We start from the raw sequence: 21470 nt of genomic DNA, 5'->3' as shown, positions 1-21470 counted from the left end.
GCCGGTTCCGGGTGGTGCCCCGGCGGTCAGGGGGCGGGGACGACGGTCGCGCCGGGGGCCGGGGAGGCGGCCGGGCGGGCGGTGCGGCAGGTGCCGGACGCGGTGAGGGTGACCGCGATCTTGGCGGCGGTGTCGGCGTCCGGCGCGAGGAAGGCGCAGGTGGGTCCCGAGCCGGAGACCAGCGCGGCGAGCGCGCCCGCGTCCGTGCCGGTCGCCAGGGTGTCGGCCAGCGCGGGCCGCAGGGACAGGGCGGCGGCCTGGAGGTCGTTGACCAGGACGGCGGCGAGCGCGTACGGGTCGCCGGTGCGCAGCGCGTCGATCAGCGCGGGGTCGGCGACGGGCGCAGGTACGTCGTCGGTGGTGTCGCCCGCGCCGGACTCGCGGCGCAGGCGGTCGCACTCGCGGTAGACGGCCGGGGTGGACAGGCCGCCGTCGGCGACGGCGAAGACCCAGTGGAAGGGGCCCGCCACCTCCAGCGGCGTGAGGATCTCACCCCTGCCCTCCCCCAGCGCCGCGCCGCCGACCAGGCTGAACGGCACGTCGCTGCCCAGCTCCGCGCAGATCGCGAGCAGGTCGGCGCGCGGGGTGTTCAGGCCCCACAGGGTGTCGCAGGCGAGCAGCGCCGCCGCCGCGTCCGCGCTGCCGCCCGCCATGCCGCCCGCCACAGGGATGTCCTTGGTGATGTGCAATCCCACAACGGGATCGACGCCATGGTGCGCGGCGAGCGCGACCGCCGCCTTGGCCGCCAGATTGGTGGCGTCCAGCGGGATGCTGTCGGTGTCCGGGCCGGACGCGGTGATCGTCAACGCGTCGGCGGGCACTGCTGTCACATGGTCGTACAGGCCGACCGCCAGAAAGACGTTCGCCAGGTCGTGGAAACCGTCGGGGCGGCGACCGCCGACCGCGAGCTGGACGTTGACCTTTGCGGGCACGCGGACGGTGACGGGTGCGGCGGTCACTGCTGGCTCCCTTGCGAGGGTGGTGCGTACGGAGGGCGGTCCGCCGGGCGCGGCGGATTCACGGGCTGGGGATTCGCGGGCGGCGGGTACGGGCAGCGGCAGGTACGGGCGGCGGCAGGTTTACGGTGCGGCGGCGTCAGACCCCGGGCTTGTGTTCGGCCGCGGGCTTGTGCTCGGCGACGGGCTTGTGCTCGGCGACGGCGGCGAATTCCTCCACCGTCAGTTCCTCGCCCCTGGCCTGCGGGGAGACCCCTGCGGCCACCAGCGCGGCCTCGGCGGCCGGGGCCGAGCCCGCCCAGCCGGACAGCGCCGCGCGCAGCGTCTTGCGGCGCTGGGCGAAGGCCGCGTCGACGGCGGCGAAGACCTCTTCGCGGGTGGCGGTGGTCTTCGGCGGGTCACGCCGGGTCAGCGAGACGAGACCGGAGTCGACGTTGGGCGCGGGCCAGAACACATTGCGGCCGATGGAACCGGCGCGCTTGACCTCCGCGTACCAGTTGGCCTTCACCGACGGCACTCCGTACACCTTGTTGCCCGGCCCCGCGGCCAGCCGGTCGGCGACCTCGGCCTGGACCATCACCAAGGTGCGCTCGATGCTCGGGAAGGCGGCGAGCATGTGCAGCAGGACGGGCACCGCCACGTTGTACGGCAGATTCGCCACCAGGGCGGTGGGCGGCGGCCCCGGCAGTTCCGTCACCCGCATCGCGTCGCTGTGCACCAGGGCGAAACGGTCCGCCCGGTCCGGCATGCGCGCGGCGACTGTTGCGGGCAGGGCGGCGGCCAGCACGTCGTCGATCTCGATCGCGGTGACCCGGTCGGCGGCCTCCAGCAGCGCGAGGGTGAGCGAGCCGAGTCCGGGACCGACCTCGACGACCGCGTCCTCGGGGCGCACCCCGGCGGTCCTGACGATCCGCCGCACCGTGTTCGCGTCGATGACGAAGTTCTGCCCGCGCTGCTTGGTGGGGCGCACCCCCAGTGCCGCGGCCAGTTCACGGATGTCGGCCGGTCCGAGGAGGGCGTCGGGATCTGTCGTACTCACACCCGCAAGAGTACGGGGCGGCCGGGGCCGCCCTCGCGGACCGGACCTAGGGCCTGTCCGGCCCTAACCGCCCAGGTGCCGCCCGCAGACCGGCCAGGGGGCCGCGCCGCGCTGGACGTACAGCTTCTTGGCCCGGTAGGTCTGCTCGGCGGCGGGGGCGTCCTGGGGGCGGCCCTGGCCGCCGATGCTGTGCCAGGTGTGCACGTCGAACTGGTAGAGCCCGCCATAGGTGCCGGTCGCGTCCACCGCGTCGGGTCTGCCGCCCGCCTCGCACTGCGCGAGGCCGCCCCAATTGAGGCCGTCGGCGCCCGTGACGGCGGTGGGCGGCGGTCTGGTGCCGACGCGTACGACCTCGGTGACCGGTTCGCGCGCGGTCACCGACTCCACGACGCGCGGGCGCTCCCGGACGCCGTTGACGGTGCGGTAGGCGTAGGTGACGCGGCGGACGCCGTCGCGGCCCGGCCGGTCCACGGCCTCGGTGCCCTGCGCGAGCGTCGCGTCGGTGTGCTTGCGGGTGCGGAAGGGGATCGGTTCTTCGCGGGTCTCCTGGTGGCCGGAGATCCGCAGCACCGAGACGGTCTGGCCGTCGCGGGGGAAGCTGTCGGCGTCCACGGAGGTGGCGTCCTGGCCGCCGAGGGTGACGCCCGCGTCCGCGACGGCCTGCCGGACGGTGGCGGCGTTGGTGCGCACGGTGTGCTCGCGGCCGTCGGCCAGGACGGTGACCGTACGCTCCGTGCGCACGTCGAGGAAGAGGCCGTGGCGGCCGATGGACGCGTCGCGGGAGGCGTTGAGATAAGCGCCCTCGGCCCGTACGCCGAGCTGCCGCAGCGCTTCCGCGACGGTCTTGCCGGTCGTCCACACCCGCTGGTGACGGCCGTCCACGGTGAGCGTCAGCGGACGGCCGTAGCGGACCACCACGTCGTCGCCGTCGTGCAGCGCCTCGCCCGGCGCCGGCGCCACGATGTCGTGGTCGCCCACCTCGACGCCCTGCTCGTGCAGCACGTCGGCCACGTCGTCGGCGAAGGTGTGCAGCGTGCGCGGCCGACCGTCCACGGTCAGCCGTACCGCCTTGTCGGCCAGCACGTACGCGCCGGTGCCGCCCGCCAGGACCGCCATCACCAGCGCCCGCGGCACGATCGCGCGGCCGGTCCGCCGGACGGCGGCCGCCGGACGGGCGGCGGCTCGGTGTGTGCCCTGCGTATTGCTCACGACGGCTCGCTCCACGGCTGCGGGGTTCCGGTGCGGGGAACCGGGAACGTAGCCGACTTGTCGCCACCGGCCAAGCCCTCGCCGTCACGTGGCGTCGTCACCTCCGGTCGCGCGAAGTCACCTGTCCGGGTGAGCGCGTGGAAACGTCAGTAGGCGAACGCCCTGGCGGTGTTGGCCGCGATGGCCGTCGCGAGGGTGTCCTCGTCGATGCCGCGGGCCGCGGCCATCGCACGCAGCGTGACCGGAATGAGGTATGGCGCGTTCGGCCGTCCGCGGTAGGGCACCGGGGTGAGGAAAGGCGCGTCGGTCTCCACCAGGAGGCGGTCGAGCGGGGCGACGGCCACCGCGTCGCGCAGATTCTGCGCCGACTTGTAGCTGACGGTGCCGGCGAAGGAGAGGTAGAACCCCTGCGCCGCGCAGACTTCGGCCATCTCGGCGTCGCCGGAGTAGCAGTGGAAGACGACGGTGTCCGGGGCGCCCTCCTCGTCGAGGATGCGCAGGACGTCGGCGTGCGCCTCGCGGTCGTGGATGACCAGCGCCTTGCCGTGCCGCTTGGCGATGTCGATATGGCGACGGAACGAGTGCTGTTGGGCGGCGACACCGTCGGGCCCGGTGCGGAAGTAGTCCAGGCCGGTCTCGCCGACGCCGCGCACCTGGGGAAGGGCGGCGAGCGCGTCGATCTCGTCGATCTCCCGGTCGAGCCCCTCGATGCCGCGCGGCGCCTGCGCGCCCCCGTAGGAGCCCTCGGGCGCTCCGTGGACGATGCGGGGCGCCTCGTTCGGGTGCAGGGCCACGGTGGCCCAGATCGCATCGTGGGCGGCGGCCGTCTTCGCCGCCCAGCGGGAACCCGCGAGATCGCACCCCACCTGGATGAGGGTGTCGACGCCGACCGCGGCGGCCTGGGCGAGGGCCTGGGGAACCGTGCCCGGCTGCATGTCGAGGTGGGTGTGGGAATCGGCGACCGCGACCCGCAGCGGCTCGGGCGCCGGCGGGGCGGACTTCTTGTCGTCGGCCTTGGCGTTCTTGTCGGGCATGGCCCCGATCCTAAGGACGCGGGGCCGTCGTCCTGTCAGGCGGTGTCGGCTCCCCCGGACTGCTCATCGCACTGGAGGCCGGGCTGCGCTCCGGGCTGGGCGTCGGGCCGCCCGCCGTGCTTGCCGCGCTGCTTGGCGTGCTTGCCGCGCTCCCCGTGTTTGCCGCGCTCCCCGTGCGGCTTGCGGTGCAGGAAGTGCAGGACCGACCAGTGGTGCTCGCGGCGCACACCGCGGTCGCCCCGCGGGTGTGCCCATACGGAGGCGACGCCGGAGACCTGCCCCGAGCGCATGATGCGTACGTGCGTACCGCCGCAGTTCAGGCACGCCGGACGGGTGAGCGGTGACGGCACCCTCGCGCCGTCCGCGAGGTAGACGACGAAGGCGTGGCCGGACGCGTCCACATGGTGCTCGATCTCGTACGCCTGCTCCCAGCCGTGGCCGCAGTTCAGGCAGGCGAAGGCGTACGCCTCCGCCGCGTTCCGGCCCGACTCCTCGCGCGCGGCGGCCGCGCGGTCGGGTGCGGGAGCCGGGCCGTCGGGTGCGGGGGCGGTGACGGTCACCGTGACGGGTACGGCGGGCGCACCCGGTGCGGCGGCGGCGACGGGACGGGGATCGCTTCCGATGGTCTCGCTCATGGCAGCTCCTGCGTGCCCTCCGGACACGGTGTCCGGAGCGGGACTTTGCACCTACCAGCGAACGCCCGATTTGCCCGCTCCGCAGGAGATGCGCCCGACTCTTGAGTCAGATTTGGGCCCGTATGTGGCAGATGGCGGATATTGCTTTGCCATGCATACGGTTTAGGTTCTTACGGCGTCAAAAGGGCGGCCCGTCGGGATTGTGCGCCCGGGAATCAGGGCATCAGGCGGCGGATTCCGCGAACGGCGGTCGCCGGGCCGTCAGAAAACGGTCCTCGGACCGCAGGCCGCCGCGCCGTCAGAAAACGGTCCTCGGGCCGCACGCCGCCGGGCCGTGCGGAGTCCCGGTCCTCAGGCGCCCGGGGGCAGTTCGCCGGTCCGCTTGGCGGCGACGACGGCGTCGAAGACCTCCCGCTTGGGCAGGCCCGCCTCGGCGGCGACCGCCGCGATGGCCTCCTTGCGCCGCTCGCCCGCCTCTTCCCTGGCCGCCACCCGGCGGACGAGTTCGGCCGGGTCGAGGTCGGCGGGGCCGGGTTCCGGCGCGCCTTCCACCACGATGGTGATCTCGCCGCGCACCCCCTGCGCCGCCCACAGCGCGAGCGCCTTCAGCGGCCCGCGCTTGACCTCCTCGTACGTCTTGGTCAGCTCCCGGCAGACCGCGGCCCTGCGCTCCTCGCCGAACGCCTCCGCCATCGCCGCCAAGGTGTCGTCGATCCGGTGCGGCGCCTCGAAATACACCAGGGTGCGGCGATCGGCGGCGACCTCGCGCAGCCGCGACAGCCGTTCGCCCGCCTTGCGCGGCAGGAAGCCCTCGAAACAGAAACGGTCCACCGGCAGCCCGGAGACCGCCAGCGCGGTCAGTACGGCCGACGGGCCCGGCACCGCGGTCACCTTGATGTCGCGCTCGACGGCCGCCGCCACCAGCCGGTAGCCGGGGTCGGACACCGACGGCATCCCCGCGTCCGTCACCAGCACGACCCGGGCGCCGCCCTCCAGCGCCTCGACCAGCTCCGGGGTGCGCCCGCTCTCGTTGCCCTCGAAGTACGAGACGACCCTGGCCGTCGGGTGCACGTCCAGCGCGTGCGTGAGACGGCGGAAGCGGCGGGTGTCCTCCGCGGCGATCACATCGGCGGCGAGCAGTTCCGCGCTGAGGCGGGGCGGGGCGTCGGCGGGGTCGCCGATGGGGGTTCCGGCCAGAACGAGGACGCCGACGGCTGAGGTGGTCACGCCCCCAGCCTCCCACCTGCCCGCCGTATCCCCTCAATCGCGCCCAGCGCCCAGCGCCCCCCGCCCACCGCCCCGCGCCCCCGCCCCGCTCCTCGGAGCCGGCCGCACGGCGCGTGACCAGGATCACGCCGGGGCCCTCGCCCGCCCCCGCGGCCCCGCACGAACGGCATCGGCCCCGATCCCGGCCGCCCCACCGCCCGGAAACCGCCCGGAGACGGCCCGCGCACCCCTGGTTACCGGCCGGGATTGCGGACAAACCCGGGCGGTGAGCCCGGACCTCATCGCTTTCTCAGGGGGTTTCCCTACGATGGGCCGGTGACAAGTGAGACCGCGACGCAGGACCGGGCCGACGAGGGCTTTCGGGTGGAGGCGGAGTCGAGCGCGTGGGCGCGACGACTGCGCCGGTTCGGCTATGCGGAACGGACTCGGATCGACACCCGCGACCGCCTCGTACCGCCGTTCCCCGAGCCGGGCACCCGGATGTGGGAGGCGCTCGGCCTCGGCCCCGTCGCGGCCCACCGGGTGGCGAAGTGGAGCGGCTGGCTCGGCCCGCTGCTGGTCGCCGTCTTCGCCGGGGCGATCCGCTTCTGGCACCTGGGCAACCCGCGTGACGTCGTCTTCGACGAGACGTACTACGCCAAGGACGCCTGGTCGCTGCTGAAGCTCGGCTACGAGGGCACCTGGCCCGACGGCAAGGTCTCCAACCCGCAGATCCTGGCCCACCCCCAGGTGATCCCGCTCTCGGACGCGCCCGGCTATGTCGTGCACCCGCCGATGGGCAAGTGGGTGATCGCGGTCGGCGAGTGGATGTTCGGGCTCAACCCCTTCGGCTGGCGCTTCATGATGGCGCTGATCGGCACGCTGTCCGTGCTGATGCTGTGCCGGATAGGGCGACGGCTGTTCCGCTCCACGGCGCTCGGGTGTGTGGCGGGCACCCTGCTCGCGGTCGACGGACTGCACTTCGTGATGAGCCGGATCGCGCTGCTCGACCTCGTCATCTCCTTCTTCGCGCTCGCCGCGTTCGGCTGCCTGCTGATCGACCGCGACTGGTCGCGGGCCCGCCTCGCGCGCGCCCTGCCCGTCGACGAGAGCGGTTACGCGGGACCCGACCGGCAGGTCGGCGACCGGACGGGCATGGGCTGGCGGCCCTGGCGGATCGCCGCCGCCGTCTGCCTCGGCCTGGCCTGCGCCAGCAAGTGGAACGGCCTGTACTTCCTGGCGGTCTTCGGCATCATGACCGTCGTCTGGGACATCGGCTCACGCCGCCTGGCCGGCGCCCGCCGCCCGTACCTGGCCGTCCTGCGCAAGGACCTGGGCTGGGCCGCGCTGACGATCCTGCCGGTCGCCCTGGTGACGTATCTGCTCTCCTGGTCCGGCTGGTTCCTGTCCGACAACGCCTACGGACGGCACTGGGCGGACGCCCGCGGCGGCACCTGGTCGTGGATCCCGGCCCCGATCCGCAGCCTGTGGCACTACGAGGTGCAGGTCTACGACTTCAACGTCAATCTCCAGACCCCGCACCCCTACCAGTCCAACCCCTGGAGCTGGCTCGTACTCGGCCGCCCGGTCTCGTACTTCTTCCAGTCCCCCAAGAACGGCGAGGACGGCTGCCACGCGGCGGCCGGCTGCTCCCGCGAGATCATCGCGCTGGGCACGCCCCTACTGTGGTGGTCCGCCTGCTTCGCCCTCATCTACCTCGTCTACCGCTGGGCGATGCGCCGCGACTGGCGCGCGGGCGCCATCCTGTGCGCGGCGGGCGCCGGTTACCTCCCCTGGTTCCTCTACCAGGACCGTACGATCTTCTTCTTCTACGCCGTCGCCTTCGTCCCCTACCTCTGCCTCGCGGTCGCCATGATGATCGGCGCCTTCCTCGGCCCACCGAGCGCGAGTGAGGGCAGACGTATGTGGGGCGCGGTCGGCGCGGGCACGCTTGTCCTATTGATCATCTGGAATTTCATCTACTTCTTCCCGATCTATACCGGTATGACGATTCCGTACAGCAGTTGGCAGGCCAGGATGTGGTTCGACTCCTGGGTCTGACCGGGGTCCGGGGCCGGGGGCCGAGCGCCGGGGGGGCCGGACAGCGCTACGGGGCCGGGCTGAGTTTTCCTGGGACGGGTGAGGGTCCCGGGAGGGCTGTTTCCGTACGAACCCGTGCCCGGACTGAGACCTTCCTCCGCACAGGGGTCCCGTAGGGTGCTACAGCGCGCGTTCCTTGAACGCGTTCAAAGGGGAGGGGGAGGTCTCGTGCCCATGTCACGGGGTGTCAAGTCGGGGATCATCGGCACGGTGTTCGTCGGAATGCTCGTGGTCGCCGGGTACGGCGCCTACAACGTCTACGACTCGCTGGAGGGCGGCGGCGGGGGCGGCGGCAAGTCCGCGCGGCCCAAGCCGACGCCGGTCAACACCGCGCCGCCGAGCGCCGCCGAAGTCACCGACGTCGGGGACGACTTCCTGACCGCGTGGTCGTCGGGCGACATCACGCGGGCGGCGGCCCTGACCGACTCGGTGCGGACGACGACGGCCGCGCTCACCGCGTACAAGACGCAGGCCCATGTGACGTCCGTGCAGCTCACCCCCGGCACACCGGCGGCGACGACCACCACGACCATGCCGTTCACGGTGACCGCGCAGGTCACGTACGACGGCGTCACCACCCCCTGGAGCTACCGCTCGTCGCTGACCGTCGTGCGCGGCGCGAGCGGGAAGCCGGTCGTGCGGTGGAAGCCGTCCGTGATCAGCCCGGAGCTGGGCGACGGCGACCAGCTCGTCACCGGTCAGGCCAAGGTGCCCGAGGTGGATGTCGTGGACCGCAAGGGGCGGGTGATGGACCCGGCCGACTATCCGTCGCTGAGCCGCATCATCCCCGACCTGCGCACGCGGTACGCGGACAAGCTGGGCGACGGCACCCCCGGCATCGAGACGTACGTCCAGAAGGCGGACGACTCGGCCGGCAAGACGCTGAACGTGCTCAAGAAGGGCAAGCCCGTACGGCTGGACACCACGCTCGACGCCACCATCCAGAAGGCGGCCGAGAAGGCGGTGGCGGGCAAGGACAAGTCCGGAGTGACCGCCGTCGACACCACGAACGGCGCCATCCTGGCGGTCGCCTACGGCCCGGCGTCCGGCACCGACTACGCGTTGCAGGACAAGGCCGCGCCCGGCTCGACGTTCAAGATCGTCACGGCGGCGGCACTGCTCCAGCGCGGTCTGACGCCGTCCTCGCCCGCGAAGTGCATCAATGGTGCGAACTACGGCTACGGCAAGGCGTACAAGAACGACGGCGGCATGAACAACCCCGGCGCCTCGCTGCAATGGGACTTCATGAAGTCCTGCAACACCGGCTTCATCCTCCAGGCGAAGACGCTCGGCGCGACCGGACTCGTGGACACGGCCGAGCAGTTCGGCCTGACGCAGGGGTGGAACATCGGCACCGTGTCCCAGGACCCGGTGGTGCCGGGCGGCACCGGGGACGAGCTGACGTCGGAGATGATCGGACAGGGCACTCTTCAGATGAGCCCGCTCATCATGGCGTCCGTCGCCGCGACCGCCAGCACCGGTGACTTCCGCCAGCCGCGGATCGTCGCCAAGAGCCTCATCGAGGGACCCATCGCCACCGCCTCCGGCATCCCGTCGAAGACGACGCAGTATCTGCGGCAGATGATGCGCGCGACCATCACCAGCGGCACGGCCAGCGGTGTGATGAGCGGATTCGGCCCCAACTCCGGTGCCAAGACCGGCTCCGCCGAGACCGACACCTCCGCGGAGGCCAACGGCTGGTTCACCGCGTACGCGGGCCATGTCGCCGCCGCCGCCGTCGTCCACAGCGGCGGTCACGGCAACCAGTCCGCCGGCCCCATCGTGGCGGCCGTGCTGCGCGCCTCCTGACCCGCCGATGCGTCCGTCGCACCGCCCGAACCGCCCCAGCCGTCTGAGCGGTCCGCGCCGTACGAGCAGCCCCGGCCGTTCGAGCCGCGGATGACGCCGCTGGTCGTCGCCGTCGTCCTCACCGCCGCGATCACGCACGCCGCGTGGAACGCCATCGCGCACGGCATCAAGGACCAGGTCCTCGCCTTCACCCTCGTGGGCGGCGGCGGGGCCCTGTGCGCCCTGGCCCTGCTGCCCTTCGCGGCGGTGCCGCACGCGGGCGCGTGGCCGTATCTGATCGCGTCGGTGGTCATCCACCTCGCCTACCAGTACCTGTTGATGCGGTCCTTCCAGCTCGGCGAGTTCGGGCAGGTCTATCCGATAGCCCGCGGCATCGCGCCGCTCGCCGTCACCGTGCTGGCGGCCGTCTTCGTCGCCGAGCGGCCGGGGCCCTGGCAGACCGCGGGCGTCATCACCTCCTGCGCCGGGCTCGGCGGCGTCGCCCTGTGGGGCCTGCGCGGCAAGCGCCCCAACTGGCCCGCGCTGACGGCAGCCGCCGGTACGGGACTGACCATCGCCGGGTACACGGTCGTGGACGGCGTCGGCGTCCGCGCCTCCGGCAGCTCGCTCGGCTACATCGCCTGGCTGCTGCTGTTCCAGGGCCTGGTGATCCCGGCCGTGGCATTCTCTGCGCGCCGCAGAGAATTGGCCGCGCAGCTAAGACCCGTCGCCCTGCGCGGCCTCCTCGGCGGCGCCCTGTCCCTCACCGCCTACGGCCTCGTCCTGTGGGCCCAGACCCGCGCGCCGCTGGCCCCGGTCGCCGCCCTGCGCGAGTCCTCGATCATCGCGGGCGCCGCCATAGGCGCGCTGTTCTTCAAGGAGCACTTCGGCCGTCCCCGTATGGTCGCCGCCGTGGTGGTCGTGACCGGCATAGGTCTGATGCTGCACGCGAGTTGACGCTCACCCGGACAGGCCGCGCAGCTTGTCGGGGTTGACCTGGAAGCGCAGTTCGTGGATGCGGCCGCCGGCGGCGAGTTCGAAGGTGAGGGCGCCGGCGGGCGCGCCATGCAGGGTGAAAAGCACACCCGACCGGCCGTTGACGGCGGCCGGTGCGGCGGTGATCGCGGCCAGTTCGGGCTTGCCCAGAACGCCGAGGACCCACCGGGCCACGTGGTCGGCGCCGCGCAGCGGACGGGTGGCGGCCGTCACCTTGCCGCCGCCGTCGGACCATGCGGTGACGTCCGGGGCGAGCAGCGCCAGCACCGCGTTGAGGTCGCCGCCCGCGCAGGCCGCGAGGAACTTCTCGGTCACCGCCGCGCGGGTGGCGTCGTCGGCGTCGTAACGGGAGCGGCGCGCCTGGATGTGCGCGCGGGCGCGGTGCGCGGTCTGCCGTACGGTCGGCTCCGCGCGCTCCACGGCCGCGGCGATCTCCGCGTACTCGTAGCCGAAGACCTCGCGCAGCACGAACACCGCGCGCTCCAGCGGGCTGAGCGTCTCCAGGACGACGAGCATGGCCATGGACACCGAGTGCGCCGTGTCGGTGCGGTCGGCGGCGTCGGGCCCGGTCAGCAGCGGTTCCGGCAGCCACGGGCCGATGTACGTCTCGCGGGTGGCGCGCGCCGAGGTGAGCCGGTTCAGGCAGAGCCGCGAGACCGTACGCACCAGGTAGGCGGTGGGGTGGCGGACGTCGGCGCGGTCGACGCGCGCCCACCGCAGCCAGGTGTCCTGGAGTACGTCCTCGGCGTCGGCGACGCTGCCCAAGAGGTGGTAGGCGGTGGAGAACAGCAGCCGCCGGTCGCGCAGGAAGGCGTCGTCCTCGCGCGCGCCGCCGAGGTCGCCCTGTGGGCGCTCGTACGTGCCGCCCGTGCGCCGTTCCCCCGTGTCGTCCGTCATCCGCTCAGGCTGGCAGCAGCGGCCCGGCCCCGGCAACCGGCCCGGCGGCGATCGCCCGCACGCCCTGCGCGCTGTCGCGGTACGACGGCCGCCAGCCCAGTTCTGCCGCCGCCTTCGCGCTGTCCAGTTTCAGGCGGGTCCCCATGATCGCGCGCATCAGCGGGGTGGCGCGCAGCACCCAGGCCGGTACGGTCAGCGGGCGCGCCACTCCGTACGCGTCGGCGACCGCGCGGATGTGGGTGGCGAAGCCGAGCGGCCGGTCGTCGGCGATGTTGTACGCCTGCCCCGGCCGCCCCGAGGTGACGGCGAGCGCGACCGCGCGGGCGGCGTCGCCGGCCTCCACCCACGACACCTGGCGGTGGGTGTCGTCGACGACCGGCATGGTGCGCTTGCGGAGCAGCGGCAGCATCAGGGTGTCGGTGACCCCGGCGCCGTAGAAGAGGCCGAAGCGCAGGGCGACGCCCTCGACGCCGTCCGCGCCCAGGACCAGCTCCTCGTTGACGCGCATGGCGGCGACGTGCCGCTCCAGGTGCTTGTCGTCGCTGTGCGGCCCGAAGGGCGTGCCCGCCTCAGTGACCGGACCCTCACCGTGGTCGCCGTACCCGTAGCCGAACATCATCGACTCCGTGACGCAGCGCCACGCGCCGGTCGTGCGGGCCGCCTCCAAGAGGTGCCGGGTTCCGGCCGTACGCAGCGTATTGGTGCCGTCCATGTCCCGGTGCCTGGTCATGGACTTGCCGGACAGCGCGGTCGCCGCGTGCACGACGACGTCGAAGCGGAGCCCGTCGACCGCGCGCAGCAGCGCGTCACGGTCGAGGAGGTCGGCGCGGATGTCGTGGGACGCGCCTCTGCCGAGCTGTACCACCTGGTGCCCGGCGGCTGTCAACTCCTTCGCGGCGGAACGTCCCAGGACGCCGCTGCCGCCCGCCAGCAGAATCCGCAGGCCCCCGCCGCCCGTGCGCCGGTCGCTTCCCGTGTCCTTCGCAGCGTCCATGCCGTCCGTCCCTCGTCCCGTGCCGGGGCCGGACCCACACAGGCCGGCCGCCTCGTCGATGCCCATAGGACAAACGGCCCGGCGCCTGCGTGACAGAAGCGGAGGTGACCTGCGTCACTCTTTCCCGGCGGCGCCGACGGCGGCTCCCGCCGCGGCTCCTACGGCGCCTCGTCGTCGGCGGTCCCGGCCGAGAGCGCGTGGGTGAACCCCGGATTCGCGGAGAGGATGCCGCCTTCGACCGGCAGCGTGACGCCGGTGATCCAGGACGCGTCGGCCGAGGCCAGGAAGGTGACGGCGGCGGCGATGTCGGCGGGTTCGCCGACGCGGCCGAGCGGGTACAGCCCCGCGGCGGTCTCCAGCATGGACTCGCGGCCCGCCCACGCGGGCGTGCGGATGGTGCCGGGCGCGACGAGGTTGACGCGGACGCCGCTGGCCGCCGCGTGCACGGCGAGCGTGCGGGTCAGGGAGATCAGTCCCGCCTTGGCCGCGCTGTAGGAGTGGTTGCCGAAGTACGACATGCCGTTGACCGAGCCGATGTTGACGATCGCGCCGCGCCCGCCGGTCGCGGCGGCCAGGTGCGGCAGCGCGGCGCGGGAACAGCGCATGGCGCCGGTCAGGGTGACGTCGAGGTCGCGCAGCCAGTTCTCGTCCGGCTCCTCGGTGAAGTCCTCGGAGTGATCGCTGCACGAATAGGCGTTGTTGACGAGGACGTCGAGGCCGCCGAAGGCCGCCACCGCGTGTCCGACCGCCGCGTCCACGGCCGTACGGTCGGCGACGTCGCACCCGACCGCCTCCGCCCGTCCGCCGTCCTCGCGGATCGAGGCGGCGGTGCGCTCGGCCGCTTCACCGTTGAGGTCCGCGAGGAGTACGGCGGCGCCTTCCGCGGCGAATCTGCGGGCCGTCGCCTCGCCGATGCCCCGGGCGCCGCCGGTCACCATGACGGTGTAGGTCGCGAATCGTTGCCCTGAATACGCCGCCGCAGCTGTCCCGTTACGCACCATCGGGTCAGCGTAGGCACTCCCGTACCGCCCTGACCAGGGCTTGGGCACGGGGATCCGCGGTGACGTTCTTCTGCATGCCGTTGGTGACGTAGCCGAAGCCGATTCCGCTCGCGGGGTCCGCGAAACCGAGGCAGCCGCCGCGGCCGGGATGCCCGAAGGAGCCGGGTGCCAGCAGCGGGGACGCCGGGCCGTGCAGCATGTATCCCAGGCCGAATCGAGTGTTGACGATCAATACTCGATCCGGCCCCTCGGACTCCACGGTCCGGGCGGCGGTGAGCGTGGCGGGCACGAACAGCCGCGGCCCGTCGGTCAGTTCCCCGATCAGGGCCGCGTAGAAGCGGGCCAGCGAGCGCGCGTCGGTGATGCCGTTGGCGGCGGGCAGCTCACCCGCGCGATAGGCGGGGTCGTTCTCGTCGGGCCGCGGCGAGATCGCCCCGAAGGCGCGCATGGTCAGCGACTCGGGGTCGGCGTACGCGTCCTGCACGGACCGCTTGGGCCGGGCCCGCAGCGCGCCGGAGACGGCCGGTTCCGGCGTGACGGTCTCGGCGGTCCCGCCCACCCGGTGCGCCTGCCCCGGCGGCAGCCCCACCCACAGGTCGAGGCCGAGCGGCCGGGCGATCTCCTCCGCGACGAAGCGGCCGACCGTCCGCCCCGACGCGCGCAGCACCAGCTCCGCGACCAGCCAGCCGTAAGTGTGCGCGTGGTATCCGTGCGCCGCGCCCGGCGGGAACTGCGGCTTCTGCGCGGCCACCGCGCGCGGCCCCGTCGTGCCGTCGAGCGCCTGCTCCGGCGTCAACGGCGTGTCCAGCGCGGGCACTCCTGCCCGGTGCGCCAGCACGTCCCTGACGGTCACCCGCTCCTTGCCGTGTGCCTTGAACTCCGACCAGTACGCGCCCACCGGCGCGTCCAGATCCAACTGGCCGCGCTGGTGGAGCAGCAGCAGACAGGCCGCGGCCACGCCCTTGGTGGCCGACCGGACGATCTGCACGGTGTCCTCGGCCCACGGCTTCCCCGAGGGCTCCCCGGCCGCCGCGGCACCGCCCCACAGGTCGACCACCTTGCGGCCGTGCCTATAGAGCGCGAAAGCGGCGCCGACATCCCCCCGGCGGGTGAAATTCTGGGCGAAAGCGGTACGTACCGGCTCCCAGCCGTCCTCCGCCGTGCCGTGGACGTCCGTGAACGCGTCCATGAATGCCGCCTCCGCCTGCCGCTCCGCCGGTCCACCCGCTGCACCGAACTCTGCGGCACCCATGGTGCACGACGAAGATGCGCGTTCTGTAAACAGGCGGTGGGACGGGCCGTATACGCGGTCGAGCGCGGGCGGCGGGGCGGCACCCGTTCCCCGCGGGCGGCGGCGGGGCGGCACCCGTTCCCCGCGGCATGAGCCGGAAAACCACCCGGGCCCGCGGCGGGCCCGCGACCCCGGCCGGAGAGTGTCCGGCCGGAGCGCGGGACCCGTCACGGGCCCGGTGGGGGGTCCGCTACGGGAGCGGCGGGTACGCGTTCTGCACGAGCTGGTGGAACTGCGCCGAGAACCAGGCACCCGCGAGCGGGGCGTTGGCCAGGGCACCGGTCGGGTTGTTGCCGTTGCGGGCGTTACCGGTGTAGGTCGGGTCGCACATCCGGTCGAAGCCCTTGCCCTGGTCGTTCGGGATCTGGGTGCTCGAACCGTCGGACTCACCCGGAGGCTTCACCCACACGTAGGCGTCGATACCGGCGGCGGGCGCCGCGGTCGGGCGCTCACCGATGCCGGCCCCGGACTGGTTGCACCAGTTGCCGGCGTGGATGCGGCGGTCGATACGGCCACCGTCGACGTAGGTGTCAACGGTCGTGGTCGCCCCGGGACCGGCGGGACGCGAGGCGCCGCCCCAGCCGTTGCGGGAGGTGTCGATCAGCATGCCGATGTTGGAGTTGAAGCCGTCCGACACCAGGAGGTTGCGCAGGGCCTGCGCGTAGCTCTGCTCATCGACGTATTGATTCCAGTCAACCCACTTGGACTGGCGAATGGTGGTGCCGTTCACGCTGTCCGTGACCTTGAAGTTCGGCTCCACGGTGGCGCTGTAGTTGGCCGTGTTGACGATGAAGCCCTGGACATCGTTGACGGTGGCGCCACCGGTCTTCGCGGCCTTCAGGAACTCCTGCGCGGCGGGCGCCAGGTTGGTGTCCCAGCCGAGCCAGGCGTGGTGTCCGGCGTCGATGTAGTTGTACGTGTTGCCGATCGCGCCGAGCTTGGCGAGCGCGTAACCGACGCCGTTCTCGTAGTTGCCGTTGGCCTTCATCGTGGCGCAGGCGTCCGTCGAACCGGCGGTGCCGCCCGCGTTGGTGACCAGGTTGGGCAGCGAGTCGGGCTCGATGATGTTGACGATCCGCAGGCCCGCGTACTTCGGGTCCGACATGATCGCGGCGATCGGGTCGATGTACTCGGTCTTGTAGCGGCCGATCTCCGTCGCGCCCAGTTCGCCGTTGGAGGCGAGCGCGGCGCAGTCACGGCCGGGCAGGTCGTAGATGACCAGTTCGATGGTGAGCGGCTGGCCTGCGGCCTGCTGCACCGCCGCGTCCAGGTGGGCCTTGAGCCCCATGGCACCGTTGGTGCCCGCGATCGCCGCGATCCGGTCCAGCCACACCGCGGTGGACTGGTTGGCGATCTTCGATCCCCCGTCGGCCGCGGCCTTCGCGGACCAGTCCGGGTTCACGTAGCCCTTGGCGCCCGCGTACGGGTTGTCGACCCTGGTGCCGGGCGGCGGCGAGGTGGGCGGGGTGGTCGGCGGCGTCGTGGGGGGCGTCGTCGGCGGAGTGGTGGGGGGTGTGGTCGGGGGCGTCGTGGGGGGCGTCGTCGGCGGGGTCGTACCGGTGCCGCCGCCGCACACGACGCCGTTCAGGGTGAACGACGACGGCTTGGTGTTGGTGCCGCTGTACGAGCCGTTGAAGCCGAAGGTCGCCGTACCGCCGGTCGCCACAGCGCCGTTGTACGACAGGCTCGCCGCGGTCACGGCCGCGCCCGTCTGGCTCACGGTGGCGTTCCAGCCCTGGGTGACCTTCTGATTGCCGGGGAAGTTCCAGCCGAGTTGCCAACTCGTGATGGCCGGGCCGGTGTTGGTGATCGTCACCTGCGCGGTGAAGCCGGAATCCCACTGGCTCACGTCGTAGGCGACCGAGCAACCGGCGGTGGCCGCCGAGGCGGATGTCGTACTCATCGCGGCGACCACGCCGCCTGAGGCGACGACCATCAGGCCGGCCGCGAGCGCGGCGGTTCTGCGTCGGACTGTCGGGACTGCCATGTGCGAACAACCTCCATAGGGGGGATGGACCCCTCGAAACGACTTCGCGGGGTCATGGGAGGTGGTGCGGTGAAGCATGGTTCGGTTACACGCTCTTAACGTGGGAGCGCTCCCATAGTGGGCAGGCGGTCCGCTCCTGTCAATGCTTGGCGCTACGTCCATGGAGTTGGTCCCGGACGGGGGCCGGGCGCCAACACCTCTGAAACGCATGACGGTTGGCGGACCCGCCCGGACGGGCGGCCGGGTGCCGGGGCACGGAGGGAGCGCCGGGGGCGGAACCCCCGGCGCCCGCTCGCGCGTTATGCCGTCGCGGCCGCGGCGGCCCGCCCCGCCGCGCGCCCGGAGAAGATGCAGCCGCCGAGGAACGTCCCTTCCAGCGACCGGTATCCGTGCATCCCGCCGCCGCCGAATCCCGCGGCCTCGCCCGCCGCGTAGAGCCCGCTGAGCACCTCGCCGCGGCCGGCCGCGCCGCCGTCCTCCGCGCCTTCCGACCCGCCGCGCAGGACGCGCCCTTCGAGGTCGGTCTCCAGGCCGCCGAGCGACTTCCGGGTCAGGATGTTGAGCCGCACGGCGATCAGCGGCCCCGCCTTCGGGTCGAGCAGCCGGTGCGGCGACGCGGTGCGAATGAGCTTGTCGCCGAGGTAGTTGCGGGCCCCGCGAATGGCGGTGACCTGCAAGTCCTTGGTGTAGGTGTTCGCGATCTCGCGGTCGCGCGCCTCGACTTCGCGCCGTACGACCGCCTCGTCGACCAGCCCCTCGCCCGTCACGGCGTTCATCCCCCGCACCAGGGCGCCGAGGTCCTTCTCCACCACGAAGTCGACGCCGTGCTGCTTGAACGCCTCGACCGGCCCCGGCGCCCCCGGCAGCGCGCGCTTGAGCACGTCGCGCACGCTCTTCCCGGTCAGGTCCGGATTCTGCTCGGAGCCCGACAGCGCGAATTCCTTCTCGATGATCTTCTGGGTGAGGACGAACCAGGTGTACTCGTGGCCCGTCCCCATGATGTGCTCCAGGGTGCCGAGCGTGTCGAAACCGGGGAAGTACGGGACCGGCAGCCGCTTGCCGGTGGCGTCCAGCCACAGCGACGAAGGGCCGGGCAGGATGCGGATGCCGTGGCGGGCCCAGATCGGGTTCCAGTTCTCGATGCCCTCGGTGTAGTGCCACATCCGGTCACCATTGATCAACCTTCCGCCCGCCGCCTCTGTGATGCCGAGCATCAGGCCGTCCACGTGCGCGGGAACGCCGGAGAGCAGTTTGCCGGGCGGGGTGCCGAGCCGCTTGGGCCAGGCGGCCCGTACGAGATCGTGGTTGCCGCCGATGCCTCCGCTTGTGACGACCACGGCCTGCGCGCGCAGTTCGAACGCGCCCGCCGTCTCCCGCGAACTGGCCTCGCCGCGCGCCACGTCGCTGGCGACCAGGACCTCGCCGGTCACACCGTCCACGGCGTCGCCGGTACGGGTCAGGCCGGTCACCCGGTGCCGGAAGCGCAGTTCGACCCGCCCGCGCGCGACCTCGTCGCGCACCCGCTGCGCGAAGGGCGCGACGACGCCGGGCCCGGTGCCCCAGGTGATGTGGAAGCGCGGCACGGAGTTGCCGGGGCCGGTGGCCAGGAAGCCGCCGCGCTCGGCCCAGCCGACCACCGGGAAGAAGCGCATGCCGCGCTGGTGCAGCCAGGCCCGCTTCTCACCCGCGGCGAAGTGCACGTACGCCTCGGCCCAGCGGCGCGGCCAGTAGTCCTCGGGCCGGTCGAAGCCGGCCGTGCCGAGCCAGTCCTGGAGCGCGAGGTCGGGCGTGTCCTTGATCCGCATCCGGCGCTGCTCGGGCGAGTCGACGAAGAAGAGCCCGCCGAAGGACCAGAACGCCTGGCCCCCGAGGGACGCCTCGGGCTCCTGGTCGACCAGGATCACCTTCCGTCCGGCCTCCGCCAGCTCGACCGTGGCCACCAGACCGGCCAGCCCCGCGCCCACCACCACGACATCCGCGTCCAGCGCCATCCGACCGCTCCTTACTCGCCAGTAGTCCACGTAGTGACGAGCACGTTACGCGAGCGGCGGGCGCGGGTCAGCGGCATAGGGACCCCGCATAATCCGAGGCGCGGGGCGCCGACCCGGCTCGGTAGGATTCACGCCATGTCTGATGCCCCGCTCCGCGTCCGTTTCGCCCCCTCCCCGACCGGTATGTTCCACGTCGGCGGCGCCCGTTCCGCCCTCTACAACTGGGCGGTCGCCCGACAGTCGGGCGGCACCTTCGTCCTGCGCATCGAGGACACCGACGCGGCGCGCAACAAGCCCGAATGGATCGACGGCATCATCAGCGCGCTCGCCGCCATCGGCATCAGCGGCGCCGACCCCGCCTTCGAGGGCCCGTACTTCCAGTCGCACAACGCCGACCGGCACCGCGAGGCCGCCTCCCGGCTCCAGATCGAGGGGCGCGCGTACTACTGCGACTGCACGCGCGACATGCTCAAGGAGCGCACCGGCTCCGAACACCTCGGCTACGACGGCTTCTGCCGCGAGCGCGGGCTGGCGTACGAGCCGGGACGGGCGATGCGCTTCCGCACGCCGGACAAGGGCGAGACGGTCGTGGTCGACCTGATCCGCGGCGAACCCGCCTTCCCCAACAGCTCCATCGAGGACTTCGTCATCGCCCGCGGCGACGGCTCCCCGGTCTTCCTGCTCGCCAACGTCGTGGACGACCTCGACGAGCGCGTCACGCAGGTCATCCGCGGCGAGGAGCACCTGTCCAACACGCCCAAGCAGCAGCTCCTCTGGGAGGCGCTGGGCGCCACCCCGCCCACCTGGGCGCACCTGCCGGTGATCGTCAACGAGAAGCGGCAGAAGCTCTCCAAGCGCCGCGACAAGGTCGCCCTCGAGGACTACCTCGCCGAGGGCTACCTGCCCGAGGCCATGGTCAACTACCTGATGCTGCTGGGCTGGGGCCCCGGCGACGACCGCGAGATCCTGCCCTACGAGGAGCTGGAGCAGCTCTTCCGCATCGAGGACGTCATCGGCTCCTCGGCCTTCTTCGACGTCAAGAAGCTCACCGCCTTCAACGGCGAGTACATCCGCGCCCTGTCCCCCGCCGCCTTCGTCAGCGCCTGCGCGCCGTGGCTGACCGCCCCGCACGCCACCTGGGACCCGCTGTCGTACGACGAGGCCGTCTTCGAGACCGTCGCGCCGCTCGCCCAGACCCGGATCGCCCTGCTGTCCGAGATCACGTCGTACGTCGACTTCCTCTTCCTCGACGAGCCGGTGCGCGACGACGCGTCGTGGTCCAAGGCGATGAAGGCGGGCGCGGCGGATCTTCTGCGCGACGCAGCCAATGAACTGGGCGCGCTTCCCGACTGGTCGGCCGAGCCCCTGAAGGCGGCTCTGGAGTCCATCGCCGCCGCCCACGGCCTCAAGCTCGGCAAGGCCCAGGCGCCCATCCGCGTCGCCGTCATGGGCCGCACCGTCGGGCTGCCGCTCTTCGAGTCGCTCGAAGCCCTCGGCCGCGAGCGCGCGCTGGCCCGCCTGGAGGCCGCCCGCACTCGGCTGGAGTCGGAGACGCCCGCCGAGTCGTAAGACCCGCCACCCTGGCGCGGCGGGTCTTACACCGCCGCGCCGGACCCGGCATCGGGACCGGCCGCCGGACGGCGTACGGTCGCCGCCGTGACCGTTTACGACACCGCCCGGCGGCTCCCCGCCATCCCCGTGCTCCGTGACCACTGCCGCGCGCTGGCCATGCTGGAGGCGATACTCAGCCCGTCGTGGGAGAGCCGCTTCTACTCCTTCGACGCGCACTGGTCGGACGTCGAGGAGATGGCCTCCATGAGCAACGGCTCGGGCGACGAATACTCCATCGTCTTCTCCCCCCTCGGCGCCTACGTCCGCGGCTTCGCCCACGAGTCCCGGATGAGCCCCTACGTCGAGGACGGCCCCTGGCCCGGTGTCCTCGACGACGTGCCCGCCGTCTTCCGCCCCTGCGTCGAAGAGCCCGCCTTCAGCGACGAGGACGGCATGCCCGTCGTCACCGCCTGCCTCTGGCGGCAGGCCGCCGACACCGCGTGGCGGACCGGCGGCGCCATCGAGTTCCCCGACGCGCCCGACGGCGACCCCGACGGCGCCGGGCTCCTCTTCCCGCTGCTCACCGACCGCGACGCCGACGCCTACCGCGCCTTCGCCGAGGACTACTACGAGGTCCCGGTCGCCCCCGCTCCCGTCCACCACGTCCTCGCCCTGCGCCCGCTGACCGCCGAGGTCGTCACCACGCTCAACCCCGACCTCACGCTCCCCGAACTGGCCGACGACATCGCGGCCATCGGCTACCCGCGGCCGTAGCCGTAGCCGTAGCCCCACCAC

At 72.6% G+C, this 21470-nt stretch carries 17 protein-coding genes; 5 read left to right on the top strand and 12 right to left on the bottom strand.

Going from position 1 to position 21470, the window contains the following annotated elements; genetic code table 11:
- Positions 1-26: 26 nt before the first annotated feature.
- The 6 genes from ACZ4EF_RS03320 to rsmI form a co-directional block, all read right to left on the bottom strand.
- Positions 27-959, bottom strand: coding sequence for a 4-(cytidine 5'-diphospho)-2-C-methyl-D-erythritol kinase (locus ACZ4EF_RS03320; RefSeq protein ID WP_391162321.1), 933 nt, complete (start codon positions 957-959; stop codon positions 27-29).
- A 136-nt stretch (positions 960-1095) separates the two neighbouring features.
- Positions 1096-1995, bottom strand: coding sequence for a 16S rRNA (adenine(1518)-N(6)/adenine(1519)-N(6))-dimethyltransferase RsmA (gene rsmA / locus ACZ4EF_RS03315; RefSeq protein ID WP_467502498.1), 900 nt, complete (start codon positions 1993-1995; stop codon positions 1096-1098).
- A gap of 63 nt (positions 1996-2058) precedes the next feature.
- Positions 2059-3204 (bottom strand): ubiquitin-like domain-containing protein, encoded by a 1146-nt coding sequence (locus tag ACZ4EF_RS03310; RefSeq protein ID WP_467502496.1) that lies wholly within the window; start codon positions 3202-3204, stop codon positions 2059-2061.
- A gap of 146 nt (positions 3205-3350) precedes the next feature.
- Positions 3351-4238 carry a TatD family hydrolase gene (locus tag ACZ4EF_RS03305; protein ID WP_467502494.1) on the bottom strand — a complete coding sequence of 296 codons (888 nt, stop codon included), beginning with the start codon at positions 4236-4238 and terminating at the stop codon, positions 3351-3353.
- 35 nt (positions 4239-4273) lie between these two features.
- The gene (locus tag ACZ4EF_RS03300; protein WP_467502492.1) at positions 4274-4873 is read right to left on the bottom strand and encodes a hypothetical protein; all 600 of its coding nucleotides are present in this window, start codon (positions 4871-4873) and stop codon (positions 4274-4276) included.
- Positions 4874-5224: 351 nt separating this feature from the next.
- Positions 5225-6100 carry a 16S rRNA (cytidine(1402)-2'-O)-methyltransferase gene (rsmI, locus tag ACZ4EF_RS03295; RefSeq protein WP_355337951.1) on the bottom strand — a complete coding sequence of 292 codons (876 nt, stop codon included), beginning with the start codon at positions 6098-6100 and terminating at the stop codon, positions 5225-5227.
- 315 nt (positions 6101-6415) lie between these two features.
- On the opposite strand from rsmI, the gene ACZ4EF_RS03290 reads away from it, so the two are divergent.
- The 3 genes from ACZ4EF_RS03290 (at position 6416) to ACZ4EF_RS03280 (ending at position 10924) form a co-directional block, all read left to right on the top strand.
- Positions 6416-8140, top strand: coding sequence for a dolichyl-phosphate-mannose--protein mannosyltransferase (locus tag ACZ4EF_RS03290; RefSeq protein ID WP_391043451.1), 1725 nt, complete (start codon positions 6416-6418; stop codon positions 8138-8140).
- 213 nt (positions 8141-8353) lie between these two features.
- The gene (locus tag ACZ4EF_RS03285; RefSeq protein WP_467502490.1) at positions 8354-9988 is read left to right on the top strand and encodes a penicillin-binding transpeptidase domain-containing protein; all 1635 of its coding nucleotides are present in this window, start codon (positions 8354-8356) and stop codon (positions 9986-9988) included.
- 90 nt (positions 9989-10078) lie between these two features.
- Positions 10079-10924, top strand: coding sequence for an EamA family transporter (locus ACZ4EF_RS03280; protein WP_401857320.1), 846 nt, complete (start codon positions 10079-10081; stop codon positions 10922-10924).
- Positions 10925-10927: 3 nt separating this feature from the next.
- Here the strand turns inward: ACZ4EF_RS03280 and ACZ4EF_RS03275 are convergent, their stop codons facing one another.
- The 6 genes from ACZ4EF_RS03275 to ACZ4EF_RS03250 all read right to left on the bottom strand — a co-directional run bounded on the left by ACZ4EF_RS03275 (position 10928) and on the right by ACZ4EF_RS03250 (position 19124).
- Positions 10928-11860 (bottom strand): RNA polymerase sigma-70 factor, encoded by a 933-nt coding sequence (locus ACZ4EF_RS03275; RefSeq protein WP_467502488.1) that lies wholly within the window; start codon positions 11858-11860, stop codon positions 10928-10930.
- A gap of 4 nt (positions 11861-11864) precedes the next feature.
- Complete coding sequence (locus tag ACZ4EF_RS03270; protein WP_401310361.1) at positions 11865-12854, bottom strand: NAD-dependent epimerase/dehydratase family protein; 990 nt, start codon at positions 12852-12854, stop codon at positions 11865-11867.
- A gap of 158 nt (positions 12855-13012) precedes the next feature.
- The gene (locus tag ACZ4EF_RS03265) at positions 13013-13855 is read right to left on the bottom strand and encodes an SDR family NAD(P)-dependent oxidoreductase (protein WP_467502485.1); all 843 of its coding nucleotides are present in this window, start codon (positions 13853-13855) and stop codon (positions 13013-13015) included.
- A 4-nt stretch (positions 13856-13859) separates the two neighbouring features.
- Positions 13860-15044 carry a serine hydrolase domain-containing protein gene (locus ACZ4EF_RS03260; protein ID WP_401310367.1) on the bottom strand — a complete coding sequence of 395 codons (1185 nt, stop codon included), beginning with the start codon at positions 15042-15044 and terminating at the stop codon, positions 13860-13862.
- 292 nt (positions 15045-15336) lie between these two features.
- Entirely contained in the window at positions 15337-17133 is a 1797-nt protein-coding gene (locus ACZ4EF_RS03255) for a glycoside hydrolase family 6 protein (protein WP_355337930.1), read from the bottom strand.
- Between the two features lie 299 nt (positions 17134-17432).
- Positions 17433-19124, bottom strand: coding sequence for an FAD-binding dehydrogenase (locus ACZ4EF_RS03250; RefSeq protein ID WP_391162333.1), 1692 nt, complete (start codon positions 19122-19124; stop codon positions 17433-17435).
- A 183-nt stretch (positions 19125-19307) separates the two neighbouring features.
- Here ACZ4EF_RS03250 and gltX point away from each other — a divergent pair, with 183 nt between their 5' ends.
- Both gltX and ACZ4EF_RS03240 read left to right on the top strand, forming a co-directional pair.
- Entirely contained in the window at positions 19308-20693 is a 1386-nt protein-coding gene (gene gltX / locus ACZ4EF_RS03245; RefSeq protein WP_467502644.1) for a glutamate--tRNA ligase, read from the top strand.
- 87 nt (positions 20694-20780) lie between these two features.
- Positions 20781-21449, top strand: coding sequence for a hypothetical protein (locus tag ACZ4EF_RS03240; RefSeq protein ID WP_355337924.1), 669 nt, complete (start codon positions 20781-20783; stop codon positions 21447-21449).
- The last annotated feature ends 21 nt before the right edge of the window (positions 21450-21470 follow it).

The sequence above is a fragment of the Streptomyces sp. NPDC025721 genome, assembly GCF_055558595.1.
The sequence above is the reverse complement of the archived record's forward strand: the minus strand, read 5'-3'. Positions and strand labels throughout refer to the sequence as shown.

What these genes read in the sequence shown, in the direction of transcription:
- ACZ4EF_RS03265 (WP_467502485.1), bottom strand. Translation starts at nt 13,855, where the DNA reads ATGGTGCGTAACGGGACAGCTGCGGCGGCGTATTCAGGGCAACGATTC.
- ACZ4EF_RS03250 (WP_391162333.1), bottom strand. Translation starts at nt 19,124, where the DNA reads ATGGCGCTGGACGCGGATGTCGTGGTGGTGGGCGCGGGGCTGGCCGGT.
- ACZ4EF_RS03255 (WP_355337930.1), bottom strand. Translation starts at nt 17,133, where the DNA reads ATGGCAGTCCCGACAGTCCGACGCAGAACCGCCGCGCTCGCGGCCGGC.
- ACZ4EF_RS03285 (WP_467502490.1), top strand. Translation starts at nt 8,354, where the DNA reads ATGTCACGGGGTGTCAAGTCGGGGATCATCGGCACGGTGTTCGTCGGA.
- ACZ4EF_RS03280 (WP_401857320.1), top strand. Translation starts at nt 10,079, where the DNA reads ATGACGCCGCTGGTCGTCGCCGTCGTCCTCACCGCCGCGATCACGCAC.
- ACZ4EF_RS03305 (WP_467502494.1), bottom strand. Translation starts at nt 4,238, where the DNA reads ATGCCCGACAAGAACGCCAAGGCCGACGACAAGAAGTCCGCCCCGCCG.
- ACZ4EF_RS03300 (WP_467502492.1), bottom strand. Translation starts at nt 4,873, where the DNA reads ATGAGCGAGACCATCGGAAGCGATCCCCGTCCCGTCGCCGCCGCCGCA.
- ACZ4EF_RS03260 (WP_401310367.1), bottom strand. Translation starts at nt 15,044, where the DNA reads ATGGACGCGTTCACGGACGTCCACGGCACGGCGGAGGACGGCTGGGAG.
- ACZ4EF_RS03275 (WP_467502488.1), bottom strand. Translation starts at nt 11,860, where the DNA reads ATGACGGACGACACGGGGGAACGGCGCACGGGCGGCACGTACGAGCGC.
- gltX (WP_467502644.1), top strand. Translation starts at nt 19,308, where the DNA reads ATGTTCCACGTCGGCGGCGCCCGTTCCGCCCTCTACAACTGGGCGGTC.
- ACZ4EF_RS03270 (WP_401310361.1), bottom strand. Translation starts at nt 12,854, where the DNA reads ATGGACGCTGCGAAGGACACGGGAAGCGACCGGCGCACGGGCGGCGGG.